The sequence below is a fragment of the Rickettsiella endosymbiont of Litargus connexus genome (assembly GCF_964277335.1).
In the GTDB taxonomy this organism is placed as follows: domain Bacteria; phylum Pseudomonadota; class Gammaproteobacteria; order Diplorickettsiales; family Diplorickettsiaceae; genus Aquirickettsiella; species Aquirickettsiella isopodorum.
Map to the genome: position 1 here is coordinate 1,428,972 of NZ_OZ195516.1, position 15,665 is coordinate 1,444,636.

Consider the following 15,665-nt stretch of genomic DNA (forward strand, 5'->3'; position numbering starts at 1 on the left):
TTATAAAATAAAATGACTGGTATCTTGATCTTGCGCTAAGGGTGTTAGATGTTTATCGACATACTTAACGTCAATGTTTACGTTTTTATCCGTATAATCTGTTGCTTCAAAAGATATTTCTTCCAGCAATCGCTCCATCACAGTATATAAACGACGTGCGCCAATATTCTCGGTTTTTTCATTGAGATCATAAGCAATTTCAGCGATACGTTGAATAGCAAGTTTATCAAAGTTTAATACAAGTTCTTCCGTACCTAGCAAAGCCTGATACTGTACAATTAAAGACGCTTGCGGCTCGATTAAAATACGTTCAAAATCTTTGGCTGTTAGCGCCTTTAATTCCACTCGAATCGGCAAACGACCTTGTAATTCAGGGACTAAATCCGACGGCTTTGAAAAATGAAAAGCACCCGCAGCAATGAATAAAATATGATCTGTTCGGACCATGCCATATTTTGTAGAAACAGTACAACCCTCAATTAAAGGCAATAAATCCCGTTGCACTCCCTCGCGAGAAACATCAGCACCACTTGTTTCTCCTCGACGACATACCTTATCAATTTCATCGATAAACACTATCCCATATTGCTCAACCCACTCTATGGCTTTACGTTTCAAATCTTCTTCATCAAGTAATTTCCCTGCTTCTTCTTTTTGTATTACTACTAATGCATCTTTTACCTTCATACGACGAGTACGGGTACGTGCTGTACCAATATTTTGCAACATATTTTGCAGTTGGTTAGTCATATCTTCCATACCTGGAGGACCCATGATCTCGACTCCCGCTGGTAAAGCGGCTAACTCTACATCGATTTCTTTATCATCCAAAAGTCCCGCCCGCAATTGCTTACGAAAAACATTTCTTGCTATCGATTTTTCTTTATTTTTAAGCTCATCTGCCGCTTCGGTTTTGATCTGTGGGCGTGAAGGAGGAACAAAGCTATCAATAATTTTACTCTCTGCAGCTTCTAAGACCTGAGGCTGAAGGTGAGTAATTTCTTCTTCACGCAGAGATTTAAATGCAGAATCCACTAAATCTCTAGGAATAGAATCAACATCCCGTCCAATATAACCTACCTCAGTAAACTTTGTAGCTTCTATTTTTAAAAAGGGGCAACCGGTAATTTTAGCCGCGCGCCGACCAATTTCAGTTTTACCTACACCGGAAGGACCAATCATGAGTATATTTTTGGGCGTCACCTCATCTCTTAATTCTAGTTCAAGTAACATACGACGTTTACGATTACGTAAGGCGATTGCAATCGCTCTTTTAGCTTCATTTTGCCCTATGATAAAACGATCGAGTTCTTGCACTATTTGTTTAGGAGTCAAATCAATTTTACTTAAATAATCTTTGCCCGTAGGCAAATTCGCATCATTGTTGACTTCATTTGTATCTTCAGAAAAATTAGCATCCATCATGGTTAGCTCAGAAACTTGATTGGTTTCATCAGAAGGTATATCAATTAAATCGAACGAGTTAGTTTTCATTATTTAAAATAAGTAATTAGTTTAGATAGAGATTATTATTTTTTTGTGTTCACAGAATCAATTTCTTCAATCGTACGTTGGTGGTTTGTAAAAACACAGATGTCCGCTGCGATAATTAAACTTTTTTCAACAATACTACGGGCACTTAATTTAGTATTTTGAAATAATGCTAATGCGGCTGACTGTGCATAAGCTCCACCCGAACCTATGGCAATTAAATCATGTTCTGGCTCAATTACATCGCCATTTCCACTTAACATAAAAGACTTTTCTTTATCAGCAACTGCAAGCATTGCTTCTAACCGACGTAAAACTCGATCAGAGCGCCAATCCTTTGCAAGTTCAACTGAAGCCCGATCTAGTCGCCCATTACATTCCTTTAGTTTATTTTCAAACCGTTCTATTAGTGTAAACGCGTCTGCGGTAGCTCCTGCAAATCCAACTAATACTTGACCATCGTATAATTTACGTACCTTGCGCGCGTTTCCCTTTAAAACAATCGCATTACCCAAAGTCACTTGGCCATCTCCACCAATAACAACTTTATCGTTACGCCGAACTAACAGTATTGTTGTACCATGTAATGATTGCACTATTTACCCTTTTTAAAATTTTATAGGCTATTTAAACTATCACTATGGTGACTTATTTAATATTTTCAAGGGTCCACAAGGACCCAAACGAATGTAATTTCCTCTTTATGAAGTGATTTTAACCAAAATAGCTGCTAAACCGGCTGCATTTAAACGTTTTTTTTCCTGTGTAAGCTGATTTAAGTCTGAAGGACCCATAAAGATCTGATACACAGGCTTTCCATTAAATAAATTAACTTTTTTTTGCACAGGAAACCCTTTCAGCAAAGCCTGAGCTTGTAATTGTTCTGCACGAGCTCGCTCTGTAAAATTGCCTAAGACAAGAACATAAGCTTCATGATTCAATTGCCCCATTTCTTCTTCTAACTGTTTTTTAGCCTCAGCTATAGCCACTTGTTCTGGCGTTGGGCTGAGCATTGCATCGATAGGCCTCTGTCCTAAAGAAGCGTGAATAGAGGCTATATTATTCGACAAAGGCATTTCCTTCATCGCAGAATCAACATGGGATGATAAATTCAAATTTTCTTGAGGTAATATATTATAGAAGTCAAATTTTGGTTCTGGTGATTGAGGAGTAGGTACTTTAATGTTTTTGTTCTTGCTTATTTTTTCAGCTGGCTGAATAGATTTTCCTTTATGAATAGGTTTGAGAAAAAATAAACCTAAAATAAATAAGCCGATTGAAATTCCTAGCATCAACCAAAGCGAACGATTATTTTTACGTCTAGGGGTCAAATATTTATATTTTATATATTTCTTTGCATAATCTTTAGCCATTACATTACTTCCAAAGTTTCTACGCCTAATAGATTTAAGCCATTTTTAATTACTTGTGCAATTGCTGCAATTAAATTTAATCGTGCATTTCGCAAATTATCATCCTCTATCAGAAAAACAAATGAATTATAATAAACATGAAAGAGTTGCGCTAAATCTCTTAAGAAATGCGCAATAATATGTGGTTCATAAGTAATAGCTGCCAATTCTAATATTTCAGGATATCGATTCAACAAAACTAACAAATCCTGTTCTTGTGGTTCCTTTAATTCTTTAAGCACATTCATCCCTAAAGATTTTTCCCAAACCTTTTGTTTCGCAGCCAGTTGACGCATGACACTACTTATTCGCGCATAGGCATATTGTACATAATAGACGGGATTCGCGTTCGATTGCTCCTTAGCAAGCTCAAGATCAAAGTCCATATGCTGATCGGCACGTCGTAGGACATAAAAAAACCGCGTTGCATCAGTACCTACTTCTTCTCTAAGCTCTCGCAAAGTAATAAACTCTCCGCTACGAGTCGACATCTGGATTTTTTTATCCCCACGATAAAGAATAGCAAACTGTACTAATAAAGCTTTTAAACTATCCGCTGAAAACCCTAAGGCTTGAATAACCGCGCGAACTCTGGGCACATAACCATGATGATCTGAACCTAATACGTTAATTATTTTTTTAAATTCTCGTTTCTCTAAAATACATAGTCTATAGGCCGCATCGGCAGCAAAGTAGGTTGGTTGACCATTCTCGCGTAGTAATACTCGATCTTTATCATCACCGAAGTCTGTCGATTTGAACCATAAAGCCCCATTAGCTTCATAGGTTTTTCCACTTTCTGTTAAGCGTTTTATAGTTTTATCGACAAAGCCTGTTTTAAATAAGCTGTTTTCTGAAAACCAGTCATCAAAATTTACTCTAAATGCACTCAGATCTTCTTTAATATCACTTAAAATAGAGTTTAAACCTGTCTCGAATATTTTTTCATAATTGCTTCGGCTTAATAAGGTTTTAGCTTTGTCGATAAGACCATCAATATGATGTTCCTTATTCCCACCTTGTGGTTCGTCAATAGGAACATCTTTAAATACTAATTCAGCAGATTGGAAAAAATGTTTGTCATATTCAGAAAAAAGTTGCTCAGCAATCTTTTTAACATAATTTCCCCGATAGGCGTTACTAGGAAAAGTAAATGTTTCTCCACAAATCTCTAAGTAACGTAACCAGACACTAGTAGCCAAAATATCCATTTGCCTTCCGGCGTCGTTGATATAATATTCTGCACAAACTTGATAACCTACCGCTCTCAATAATCTTGCAATAGAATCACCATAAGCAGCCCCTCGGCCATGGCCTACATGCAAAGGTCCTGTGGGGTTAGCAGAAACGAACTCAACTAAAATAGGTTCATTATTACCTAGATTTGAAGTCCCAAATTGTTCTGTTTGACTTAAAATCTGATTGATAACATCATACCAAATAGATTTCTTTAAAAAGAAGTTAATAAATCCTGGTCCTGCAATTTCAATTTTTTCTAGTTTAGAATTTTCTGAGCAGCAATCTATAGTCGATTTTATTTTTTCTGCTAATTGTAATGGTGGAATCTGTAATTTCTTAGCCAGAACTAAAGCAATATTGCTAGAAAAATCACCATGTGATTTTTCCCTAGCATAATCAACTTGAATAGTCAGTGAAGAAGGTAAGGATAAGTCGCCCATACTTAACAAAGCATTTTTGATTTCTTGTTGCACTATGCGTTTCATAGGGATTAATCAATAGATGACCAAGGAAGGGCGAGATTATAACGCAATATCCTTCCGGAAAAATATAGCCAATAAGCTGATAAATTAAGCTTTTTAAGTCTATGAAGCCTTTTTTAGTTCCTATAGCTTTTTTAACCTTTGTGCGGCGCCTATTACCTTTATCTGGTAAATAGCCTCTGACAAGGTTAATATTCCACAAAAATAATAATAAGACATAAATCCATGAAAACCATTATCTATTGTTTATTTATTAGCCTGCTCCTTTTTAGCCTAATAAGCCATGCCCAATTACCTCTTCATAGAGAATCTGTAATAACTAAAAATATCGCTATTAATGACTTCGATAGTTTAGATATTCAAGGCCCAGTCAATGTATACATTGACGCCACTCAAAACCATACTTCCTTACAAATTATAGGCGACCCAAAAAGAGTCTACGCGGTTACTTGCACCGAAAAAAACCATATTTTATCTCTTGGAACAAAACCCATTTATTATTCTGCACCTAACGAAAGATTGACAATTCGACTCAATACGCTCCCTAGGCAAATAAAACAAATACAATTCAATAGTAATGCGAGTCTGTTTGGTAAAGGTCTATCTGGCTCTTTATCGCTTCATGCACAGGGGGCGGGTCAGATCAATCTTTACACCAACAAATTAAATCTAAAATCTCTTTATAGTAGTGGTAATAAAAATGTTATTTTTCATAATATACTTAGCTCTAATCTTAAAATAGAAACCCATAATTCCAATAATGTTGTTATTCAAGGCATCGTTTCATTAAATAAGGTCAATTGTACCGGAAATGGAAATTTGTTAGTCTACTGGGTTAATAGCCCTTATTTAATAATAAACGCTAGCGGCAAGGGGAAAATTAGTTTAGCTGGAACCGCCAAAACACTAGATATCAAAATATCACAAGATATTGAACTTCTTGCTCAACAACTGCATGCCCAAGAAGGATTTATTAAAACCGAACAGCGAGCCCAAGCAATAGTTAATATTAGAAATACACTGCGAGCATTTACTAAGGGTCATAGTGTGGTTTATTATTTGTCGCCCATAAATTTTATAAGCAGTTACTCTGAGGGCAAGGGCCTGGTACTTAATAAGAACTAATTATAATTTATATAATTAAATTTAATTTTTTACCAAGATTATCTCAACTCTACGATTAAAACTACTTGCTTTAACATTTCGATTACTCGCAATAAAATCATGTCCGCCATATCCGATCGTACGCAGACGTTGTGCTCCTATTCCATGCGACCATAAGAAACTTGTTATTACCTCTGCTTGATCTTGTGTAATTGCAGTCGCCGTTCGTGGATCATAAAGATCATCACTATAACCTACTACTTGAATAAGGCCATCTCCATAAGACTTTATAAGTTTAATAGTCTGACTAAGCTGTTGAGCACAATTGACGGTCAAGTTCCCATTTGGCCGGAAACAAACATCACTAAAGACAATAATTCTAAGTTGATCCGCCGCTTGGATTACTTGAATGACGGAAGAGTGCGGTAAGACGTTTTTTTTCTTTGCGTTCTTCGCTGCTTGCTCTATGGGGGTCCTATCCAACGATTGATTTGCAGCACACCCAACCAAAGCAAACAAAGTTATAATTAAAAAGCAATAAAAAAACAGCAAGCTTGTTTTCATGATTTTCCCATCTTATTCTTGAAAAATAGAACTAATGACTAAGATCTTTTCGTAACCTAGCATAATAAAAACCATCAGATCCATGAATTTGGGGAAGAATTTGCCTCCCTATTGTGCAAACTATCCCCCATTTTTCGTCAATGATCTCTTCTTTTGCATTTTTGTAGTGAGATAAAAAACGTAACAGAACCTCCGTATTTTCTTCTGGCAATACAGAGCAAGTCACATATAATAAAATACCATTTGGCTTTAATAATCCCCAAAGGCTCGATATTAGTTGATATTGTTGTTCAGCTAATTTAGCAATATCTTCTTCTCTGCGTAATAATTTAATGTCCGGGTGTTTACGAATAACGCCAGTCCCCGAACAAGGGGCATCTAATAATATTCTATCGAATAATTCCCCCTTCCAAGTATTTTTGAGATCCTGTGCTTTCGCGCAGAGCAATTGCACTTTAGTATCTTCCAATCTTAAACGATTCAGATTATCCTTAACTTTATTTAAACGGATAGCATCATGATCGACAGCCACGCAACTCACTAAACCAGATTGTGCTTCCAGAATATGCGTTGTTTTCCCCCCCGGCGCAGCACAAGCATCTAAAACTCGCTGTCCAGGCTCTAACAACAGCAAAGAAGCGGCCAATTGTGCCGCCGTATCTTGTATAGAAACTTCTCCTTCCATAAAGCCTGGTAAATTAAGCACCGGACAAGATTCGTCGAGTATAATTCCAACTTGACTCAATTCGCTTGAATTCCCAGTAATATCTTTATCTTTTAATTTTTGTACATAACCTCTTCGGGTAATTTTCAAAAGATTAACGCGTAGACTCATGGGAGGTAAATGATTATTAGCAGCTAGAATAGCTTGCCATTCATTGGGCCATGCTTGGCGTAACTTTTTTATTAACCAATCAGGGTGCGCAAAATGACTATCTTTAGGTAATTTTTTTAATAGACTCGCTTTTTGTCGTTGAAATGAGCGCAATACTCCATTAATTAATGGTACTGCCCATACCTTATGCAATTCTCTTGCCGCTTGTACTGTTTCATGAACTGCGGCATGCGGGGACGTCCTTAAATAGTTAAGTTGGTAAAGACCAATTAACAATAATGCATAAACATCTTGGTCAGTAGCGTTTAGAGGTTTTTTTAATAAATAAGAACAAAGTTGCCTCAAAGAAGAATACCAACGTATCACGCCATAACATAATTCTTGAATAAATGCCCTGTCACGAGAGTAAATGTTAGTATTTACACCCGCCGATAAGGCATCAGTAAGCGATATTTTTTCTTTTAAAACACGAGAGATAATTTGTGCAGCTATTGCCCGGGAATTAAACATACATTCGATCTAAAATCGCACCTACATGGAATAATTCCGATTTACCATGGATAAAGCTTGAAATCGGTAGGCATCTGCCTCCGGGCCATTGCACTTCTAATAAACGTAAGACACCTTTTCCTGTAGCCACATCTATACCTTCTCGATCAGCTTTTAAGATTAACCCTGGCTTTTCAGAAGTCGTTTCATCAAGTACTTCGGCTTTACAAATACGCAGTATAGACTTTCCTAATACAACGCGAGCAATAGGCTTAGGATGAAAAGCGCGTACCATTCTATCTAAATAAACTGCGGGCTTTTCCCAATCTACCTCAGCTTCTAATTTATTAATTTTTTTTGCATAAGTACTGTCTTTTTCATTCTGTAGTTCTGAACGATAAGAACCACTTTCAATGTCATTTAAACTTTCTAATAAAGCTCGAGCACCTAAATCAGCTAATCGATCTTGTAAGGTTTTATTCGTATCGTTGGGTTCTATAGTGCATGAAAACTTTTTTATCATTTCACCTGTATCAAGACCTTCATCCATTTGCATAATGGTAACACCAGTTTCTCGATCGCCTTCTAAAATCGCCCGTTGAATAGGGGCGGCTCCTCGCCAACGTGGTAATAAAGATGCATGGACATTGATACACCCAAAGCGAGGTATCGTTAATATTGCTGGTGGCAAAATAAGCCCATATGCCACCACCACCATTAAATCTGCGTGAAAGGTAGCTAATTTTTTTTGCTCTTTAGCATTACGTAAACTAATGGGTTGATAAACAGAAAGTTTATTCTCTAAAGCCAATTTTTTAACCGGACTCATTAATAATTTTCGACCTCTTCCTGCTGGGCGATCAGGTTGGGTATAAACCGCACATATCTTATGACTAGAGCTCAACAAAGCTTGTAAACTGGGCAAAGCGAATTCAGGCGTCCCTGCAAAAATAAGCTTCAAGGCTTCCCCCTTTTTTTGATTTTATCTAGTTTTTTACGCGCTAATTGACGTTTTAGAGGAGATAAATGATCTAAAAATAACGTACCATTAAGATGGTCTATTTCATGTTGTATACAATGCGCCAGTAAATCTTCTGCTTCTATTTCATATGGCTTTCCATGCCTATCTAACGCCTGTAATTTAACCCATAACGCTCGAGGAGTTTTATCATAAATCCCAGGCACTGATAAGCAACCTTCTTCCATTAATGCTTCACCTTTTCTCTCAACAATGACTGGATTAATTAAACACCAGGTTTTCGATTTACTATTAGAAACGTCAATAACCGCTAATTTTTTGCTAATAGCAATTTGTGGGGCAGCTAAACCTATACCCTTGGCGACATACATCGTCTCAAACATATCATCAATTAATTGCTGTAAAGCTTTGTCAAAAACAGTAATTGGCGCTGTAGGCGCGCGCAAACGTACATCAGGGAGCTGGATAATAGGATATATAGCCATATGTGTTATCTTCTTTATTCTCTCATTAAAATCTAAAGTAAATTACATATTTCCTTATATTATACTAAATCTAGCATCTGACGGGTTAAAAGCTAATTTTCCTTTCTTCAATTGCTTAAGTCAATCTTCTTTTTTTGAAAAAGAATGTATTTATTTATATCTTTGAGAATTTTTGAAAGCAAGGGACTAAGATTCACAGTAAAACTCTTCAAATAGCGTAAAACTTAGAACAACACTGCTTGTAGTCATCTGGCGGAATAGGCATAAACCTCAATTTATGCTACCTTGCTGTGATGAATAATAGATAGGAGCAATAAAAGTGGGCTTTGGCTTGATTTTAACTATTTTTCTATTATTTTACTTAAATATCTCGACTAAGCTCGCAAGAAGGTTTTTATAATTAAAATAGTCATGAAGAAAAATATTTTTCCGTTCATATCCGACGTAACTCTCATCGCTGATATCGATCGCTTACTAGAGTTTATTAGACAACCACTCTCTCTAGATAAATTTTTCAAAAAATTTCCCAGTCCTTTAAACGAAAAATTAAACGAACTAGACTTTGAGTCAGAAAAATTCAAGGACACTGAATATTTTATTATTAAGTTAAGAAATAGTAATCAAATTTATAAAAAGCTCACTAACAAAGATTTAAATTCATTGGGTATCACTATCACCGATCACACCCAACTCATTAATCCACTTATTGATTGTAAAAAAAACTCCCCAAATTTAAAGCTAAAAGACGCATTAACTAATCTTATTATTACAAATGATAATAAAAACAAGCAAATAAGCATCAATGGAACTATTAATAGTACAAAAAACGTTACTTTAAACCATCCTGATAATAAAAATAAACAGCTCGAAATAAATATTTTTTTTAAATTTTTAAAAAAACAAATCTTACTACAAAGCAATTTTAAAACAATTTCTTTTCCTAACGCTAATTCATTATTAGCTGCTGCAAGAAATGAACTAATCAACTGGTGTTATTCTACTGAAAATATTTTTATTTTTGGAAACAATGCTGCCTTTTCTAAAAAACATACTGAACTTGATGATTTAATTAATGCGTTAGATTATGATCCTGAAACTAATTATTTAGCTGGAAAACTACGCCTTTTGAACAATCACTGTTTGGAAACTTTACTTAACATTTCTAATTTAGATGACCCTTCGGTTGCTGCTAAAAAAATTAGCCAAATAATAGCAAGTTTTCAAAGTGATATAAATAAAACTATAAAAAATTTTAAAGAAAACAATCCTTTGAGCTTAAAGCACATTAATATTTTATATAAAATATTAAATACCGTAGCTAGGCTAATGCCCAACTTGATCATTTCGAAAAATACAAGAATCAGTTTTTTCCAGCAATATACACCACAAAACAGATTATTAGTAAAATTAGAAAAAATCATTCAACCGATTCAGCCAAATCTTTAAAAAGATTAATTGAATATTAATGCGGAATAAACCAACGTAATAATTTAGAAACCAGAATAATAGTTGTCACACCGGCTATATATAAGCCAATAAACCATAGCCATTGTCGTAAGCGTTTTCTCATAATCAATAATGAATAGCTGTTTTTACCTTCCCTCTAAAAACATGATATGAATACAGTGTATAAATTAATAATATCGGCAATATAATTGCTGCACCAACTAATATAAATTTTAAAGTAGAGGGTGGGGCAGCTGCTTCCCAAACCGGAAGGACATGGGGAATAATATAGGGCCAAGCACTAATGCAAAATCCTATATAAGAGAAAACAAACAAACCTATCGTTAAAATAAAAGGTAGTCGTTCTTTTTTCTTATGTAAACAAGAAAAATTATAAAACACCATCAATATCGTTAAAATAGGCAAAGGAGACAAATAATAAAAATTAGGCAATGAAAACCAACGATGCATAACTTGTGGTTCGATTATCGGTGTCCAGATACTTATACTGACTAGGAAAAAAGCAACTACACCTAGTAAAACCTTAGCTGCTTTAAACATTTTTGCTTGTAACTCATTCTCTGTTTTAATAATTAGCCACGTTGCCCCAAGTAACGCATAGCCGCAAACCACTGCAATCCCGGTAAAGATAGTAAAAGGTGTCAGCCAATGATAAGCCGAATGGGGTAAAGGAATATGATAACCATACCCTTTTACAAAAGTTCCTAAAATAATGCCTTGAATAAAAGCCGCCAATATTGACCCTGCTGCAAAAGCTATATCCCAAATAAACCGACTTTTATGCGCTTTAAAGCGAAATTCGAAAGCAACTCCACGAAAAATTAATGCGATCAGTAAAATCATTATTGGCATATATAATGTGGGTAATAAAATGCCATATGCTATTGGAAAAGCTGCATATAATGCCGCGGCACCAAACACCAACCAAGTTTCATTACCATCCCAAACAGGCACTACGGTGCTCATCATAATATCTCTATATTCACTCTGCTTAACCCATGGAAATAAAATGCCTACGCCTAGATCAAAGCCATCCAACAAAACATACATCATGATAATTAAAGAAATAATCGTAGCCCATGTAAGAATTAAAAACATTTATTGGCTCTCTGGTGCTAAATATTTAAAGGGAGTTTCTGTTATCACTTCTTCGGCTGATTCACCTATAGCTGGGACAATCGGCCCCTTGCGAATTAATTTAAAGAGATAAAATAAATAAAAACTAAATATGAACCCATAAACAGTCACTAATAGTGCCAAGGAAATAATTACCTGGTGAAGCGGAACTATCGATGCACCCTCGGAAGTAGTGATTAAATTATACACTACCCAAGGTTGTCGGCCGGATTCTGCGGTTACCCAACCTGCAATTGTGCTCAAAAAACCCAAAGGAGCTATCATTATACATAAACGATAAAACCTCTCAGAGCTATAAAGTTGCCCGCGCCAACGCTGCCAAAGCGCATAAAGTGCAACAAAAAAGAATAAAAAACCTATTCCTACCATTACTCGGAACATCCAAAACGTAGATCCTACTACAGGCCTGTCTGCGCGCGGAACACTTTTTAAACCTATCAACTTACCATTCCAATGGTGCGTATTAATTAAGCTCGCCAGTTTTGGGATGCTTAGTTCATAATAATTTTTTTCTTGTTTACTATTTGGTATAGCAAATAACAGTAAGGGGGCACCATTTTGCGTTTCCCAATTACCTTCTATTGCTGCAGTTTTTAGTGGTTGATATTCAAAAACTTTTAAGCCGACCATATCACCTAAAAATATTTGCAGCGGAGCTAGCACCATCGCTGCGCCAAAAACAAACGAAAAACAGGGCTTAGCAATATCAAAATGCCTTTTCTTTAATAAATACCAGGCTGATACGCCTGCAATTACAAAACAAGTCGTCAGTAATGACGCCATAACCATATGCAGAAAGCGAGGGATAGCTGATGGGTTAAATACTACCGCCCACCAGTTATCTACTATATATTTACCAGCATCAATGTGAAAACCAGCAGGGGTCTGCATCCAAGAATTTGCAGACAAAATTCCTAACGCCGAAAATAAGGTACCTAAAGTAACAAGCAAGGTAGCTAAATAATGTAATCTTGGACCCACTTTGTCCCAACCAAATAACATTACGCCGAGAAAACCCGCCTCCAGAAAAAACGCTGAAAGTACTTCATAGACGAATAGTGCACCTATGACCCCTCCTGCCGTACTTATGAAAGGTCCAAAGTTAGTTCCTAGCTCATAAGCCAAAACAATACCTGAAACTACACCCATCCCAAACGTAAGAGCAAAAATCTTTGTCCAAAATTGACAAATTCTTAAATAAACAGGATTCCCCGTTTTTAGCCAAATCCCTTCCATCACCGATAAAAAAACGGCTAGACCAATATTAAGTGTTGGGAACAAAATATGAAAACCAATCGTAAACCCAAACTGAATCCGAGAAAGCAGTGTAGTATCGATAATCATAATGCATTTAAAAATTGAAAAATTGTCACTTAGTATACTCCAATTTCTAAAAAAACGAATCCATTGATTAATTAGCGTATTAAAAATTTATACGGCAAAAGATTTTAATCAAAAAATAATATTATACGAATTGATTTAAGTTATAATAAAAACCAATTTAGGTTTAGGTTTACACATTGAATCGTCAATCACTGATAAAATTCAACTTATAAAAAAGATTATAATGAATGGTTGTGAAAATATTTGTGGTCACAGCTCGAAAACTTCTTGGAAAAATAAATGTTCTAGCATAGATAGAAACTTGCCTATTTTTCCATTAAAATAACGTGCTGTCCTGAATCTCATAGTCTTTAATAAGGAAGTTGCACTTGAGTACTCACGATCCTTTACGTCTATTTTTTGCTGTTGAACTAAATTCTGAACTACGTCAAGCCTTATCTCAACTTATTGATGAACTTAAACAAGAGCCTTGGGGACACCGAGTAAGATGGGTACACCCAGAAAATCTACATGTCACCTTACGTTTTTTAGGTACGACTAATCCTGAAAAAATTTCAGAATTAGCTAAACATGCCCATAATGCAATTAATAAGATCGAACCTTTCCCCCTTCAGTTGCATAATATTCGTTTTTTTCCATCTCCTACTGCTCCGCGCGCCATAGCCGCAGATATCATTCCTACTTCGGAACTGTTTGAACTTGCTAATGCATTAGAGGAAGTTGCTTCGAACCTAGGCTTTACTCCGGAAACTAAACCTTATTTACCTCATTTAACTTTAGGTCGAATTATTCACCATCATACGCCCAATCTACGCGAAGAGTTGAATTTAAATACCAGCCCTATGATAGTCAATGAAATCGTCTTATTTAATAGTAAAAAAACTGAATATAGTCAGAATTATACGCCAATTGAATATATTTCGTTGCAAAAATATAAAATAAGCAGTAGTACGGAAGTTTAAAGTGAAGCAATAAAATTCTACTGAAGAAACTAAGCTATTTTATTAAAACAAGCAATGGCGGAGAGGGTGGGATTCGAACCCACGTGGGACTTTAAATCCCCATCCGATTTCGAGTCGGCGCCATTATGGCCGCTTTGGTACCTCTCCAATCAATTTATTCTCGCTTAAATTTTTTTAATTCTTTTTAATCATTAGATTTCAGTAAATCTACCAAACTATACAATCATCACAAAGTGAATTAGTTAGTAGGTGGTAGTAAATCGGGTAATTTCGTAGGTCTGCGGCTAGCATGGGGAATAATATATCTTTCTTCTCTAGGAATCTGTAAACCCGCTGGGGTTTTCAACAATGGTAACTCTTGACTATACAAATATTGTGAACGTTGTGTTTTTATATATCTATTAACTGAAGAGCAAGCCGCTAAGTTTACAATAAAAAAAATTAATATTAAATAAAATAGCTTAGTTCGCATCTTAGGACAGAGCCTCTAATAAATCGATAATAGGTTTCAAATCTACTTGATGTTTGGTTGATAATGTTGTCAAGGGTAAACGCAAAGTGGGAAATGAAATTAAACCTCTTTCAGCAGCCAACCATTTAACCGGTATAGGGTTAGTTTCAATAAATAAATTTTGATATAAAGGATGAAGCTGCTGGTCAATTTTTTCAGCGGCTTCCCAATCTCCTTTTCTGGCTAATTCACAAAGATTATGCATATACTGAGGCACAAGATTTGCCGCTACAGAAATAACACCTTTACCACCCATGCGCATAATTTCTAAAGCTGTATTATCATCTCCACTATAGACATCGAGGTTTTTACCACATAATTTTAAAATGCTTTTCGCGCGCTCTGATTGACCCTCTTTTATACCCACTATATTCGGAATACCCGCCAGTTTAGACACTGTTTCAGGCAATAAATCGCTTCCCGTACGTTTAGGTATATTATATAGGATCATTGGAATAGGTACTTTATCTGCTATCAAACTGTAATGTTGGTAAAGTCCTTCTTGCGTAGGACAGTTATAATAGGGAGTTACTAATAGACAAGCATTTACCCCTATTTCCATAGCTATCTGAGTTTGATCAATGGTTTTTTGCGTAGACTGGGACCCTGTACCAGCTATAACTGGGATATGCCGATTGGCATGTCGATTGGTTTGCTCAACGACTGTTTTAATTACATTATTTTGCTCGTCTATACTAAGCGTTGACGCCTCCCCGGTAGTTCCTATAACAACAATAGCATCCGTACCTTGCGCAATATGCCAGTCAACTAGTTTACGTAAACAAACATAATCTACCGCTCCATTTTGTCGCATAGGTGTTAATAATGCAACTATACTGCCATGAAACATCTTTGCTTTCCTCTTATTATCAAGATAACAGCCTGCGTACTTTAAAAGGTGATTTTTTAGTAGTCCGCGAGCAGTATATACGATCGCAAGGTTGGAACAAGCCAACACCGTCTTTTAAAATAAAAAATCGGGGCTATCCTTTTTAAATTCCTCTTGAATATGAGATATGAACCAACTCCGTAGCTTTTATATCAATGATATAAACAAAAATGAAATTTAAAAGCACTTCTTCGAAGTGCATAAGTATAGAGGATACTGACCACCTATACTACTGTTGGAACTGGTAGATAAGCAAGTTAGTTCCAGTGTAAGAT

Annotated in this window: 14 protein-coding genes and 1 tRNA gene; 3 read left to right on the top strand and 12 right to left on the bottom strand. The window is 35.8% G+C overall.

Annotated features, from left to right (window positions below; all coding sequences use genetic code 11):
- From hslU to argS, 4 genes are all read right to left on the bottom strand, one after another.
- On the bottom strand, positions 1–1,341 hold the full coding sequence (gene hslU / locus ACICP9_RS06330; RefSeq protein WP_395498946.1) for an ATP-dependent protease ATPase subunit HslU: 1,341 nt from the start codon (positions 1,339–1,341) through the stop codon (positions 1–3).
- A gap of 188 nt (positions 1,342–1,529) precedes the next feature.
- The gene (gene hslV, locus ACICP9_RS06335) at positions 1,530–2,087 is read right to left on the bottom strand and encodes an ATP-dependent protease subunit HslV (protein WP_071662832.1); all 558 of its coding nucleotides are present in this window, start codon (positions 2,085–2,087) and stop codon (positions 1,530–1,532) included.
- Between the two features lie 105 nt (positions 2,088–2,192).
- The gene (locus ACICP9_RS06340) at positions 2,193–2,864 is read right to left on the bottom strand and encodes an SPOR domain-containing protein (protein WP_071662833.1); all 672 of its coding nucleotides are present in this window, start codon (positions 2,862–2,864) and stop codon (positions 2,193–2,195) included.
- A complete protein-coding gene (argS, locus tag ACICP9_RS06345; RefSeq protein WP_395497666.1) occupies positions 2,864–4,627 on the bottom strand; it encodes an arginine--tRNA ligase in 1,764 nt (587 codons plus the stop codon). Before argS ends, ACICP9_RS06340 begins: the two co-directional genes overlap by 1 nt.
- A gap of 222 nt (positions 4,628–4,849) precedes the next feature.
- Here argS and ACICP9_RS06350 point away from each other — a divergent pair, with 222 nt between their 5' ends.
- Entirely contained in the window at positions 4,850–5,749 is a 900-nt protein-coding gene (locus ACICP9_RS06350) for a GIN domain-containing protein (protein WP_395497668.1), read from the top strand.
- Between the two features lie 21 nt (positions 5,750–5,770).
- On the opposite strand, the gene ACICP9_RS06355 is transcribed toward ACICP9_RS06350, so the two are convergent.
- The 4 genes from ACICP9_RS06355 to def are packed head-to-tail and all read right to left on the bottom strand — an operon-like array spanning position 5,771 to position 9,080.
- A complete protein-coding gene (locus ACICP9_RS06355) occupies positions 5,771–6,292 on the bottom strand; it encodes an OmpA family protein (protein ID WP_395497670.1) in 522 nt (173 codons plus the stop codon).
- A gap of 31 nt (positions 6,293–6,323) precedes the next feature.
- Positions 6,324–7,637, bottom strand: a complete 1,314-nt coding sequence (gene rsmB / locus ACICP9_RS06360; RefSeq protein ID WP_395497672.1) for a 16S rRNA (cytosine(967)-C(5))-methyltransferase RsmB — start codon at positions 7,635–7,637, stop codon at positions 6,324–6,326.
- A complete protein-coding gene (gene fmt, locus ACICP9_RS06365) occupies positions 7,630–8,577 on the bottom strand; it encodes a methionyl-tRNA formyltransferase (protein WP_071662838.1) in 948 nt (315 codons plus the stop codon). The genes rsmB and fmt overlap by 8 nt, the downstream gene beginning before the upstream one ends.
- A complete protein-coding gene (def, locus tag ACICP9_RS06370) occupies positions 8,574–9,080 on the bottom strand; it encodes a peptide deformylase (RefSeq protein ID WP_071662839.1) in 507 nt (168 codons plus the stop codon). Before def ends, fmt begins: the two co-directional genes overlap by 4 nt.
- A gap of 411 nt (positions 9,081–9,491) precedes the next feature.
- On the opposite strand from def, the gene ACICP9_RS06375 reads away from it, so the two are divergent.
- On the top strand, positions 9,492–10,526 hold the full coding sequence (locus ACICP9_RS06375) for a hypothetical protein (protein WP_071662840.1): 1,035 nt from the start codon (positions 9,492–9,494) through the stop codon (positions 10,524–10,526).
- A gap of 126 nt (positions 10,527–10,652) precedes the next feature.
- On the opposite strand, the gene cydB is transcribed toward ACICP9_RS06375, so the two are convergent.
- Both cydB and ACICP9_RS06385 read right to left on the bottom strand, forming a co-directional pair.
- Entirely contained in the window at positions 10,653–11,645 is a 993-nt protein-coding gene (cydB, locus tag ACICP9_RS06380; protein WP_071662841.1) for a cytochrome d ubiquinol oxidase subunit II, read from the bottom strand.
- Positions 11,646–13,028, bottom strand: a complete 1,383-nt coding sequence (locus tag ACICP9_RS06385) for a cytochrome ubiquinol oxidase subunit I (RefSeq protein WP_395497675.1) — start codon at positions 13,026–13,028, stop codon at positions 11,646–11,648.
- A 368-nt stretch (positions 13,029–13,396) separates the two neighbouring features.
- Here ACICP9_RS06385 and thpR point away from each other — a divergent pair, with 368 nt between their 5' ends.
- Positions 13,397–13,990 carry an RNA 2',3'-cyclic phosphodiesterase gene (gene thpR, locus ACICP9_RS06390; RefSeq protein WP_071662843.1) on the top strand — a complete coding sequence of 198 codons (594 nt, stop codon included), beginning with the start codon at positions 13,397–13,399 and terminating at the stop codon, positions 13,988–13,990.
- Positions 13,991–14,045: 55 nt separating this feature from the next.
- On the opposite strand, the gene ACICP9_RS06395 is transcribed toward thpR, so the two are convergent.
- Both ACICP9_RS06395 and dapA read right to left on the bottom strand, forming a co-directional pair.
- Positions 14,046–14,137: transfer RNA gene (locus ACICP9_RS06395), tRNA-Ser, on the bottom strand.
- Positions 14,138–14,463: 326 nt separating this feature from the next.
- Positions 14,464–15,351 carry a 4-hydroxy-tetrahydrodipicolinate synthase gene (gene dapA / locus ACICP9_RS06400; protein ID WP_395497677.1) on the bottom strand — a complete coding sequence of 296 codons (888 nt, stop codon included), beginning with the start codon at positions 15,349–15,351 and terminating at the stop codon, positions 14,464–14,466.
- Positions 15,352–15,665 lie beyond the last annotated feature (314 nt).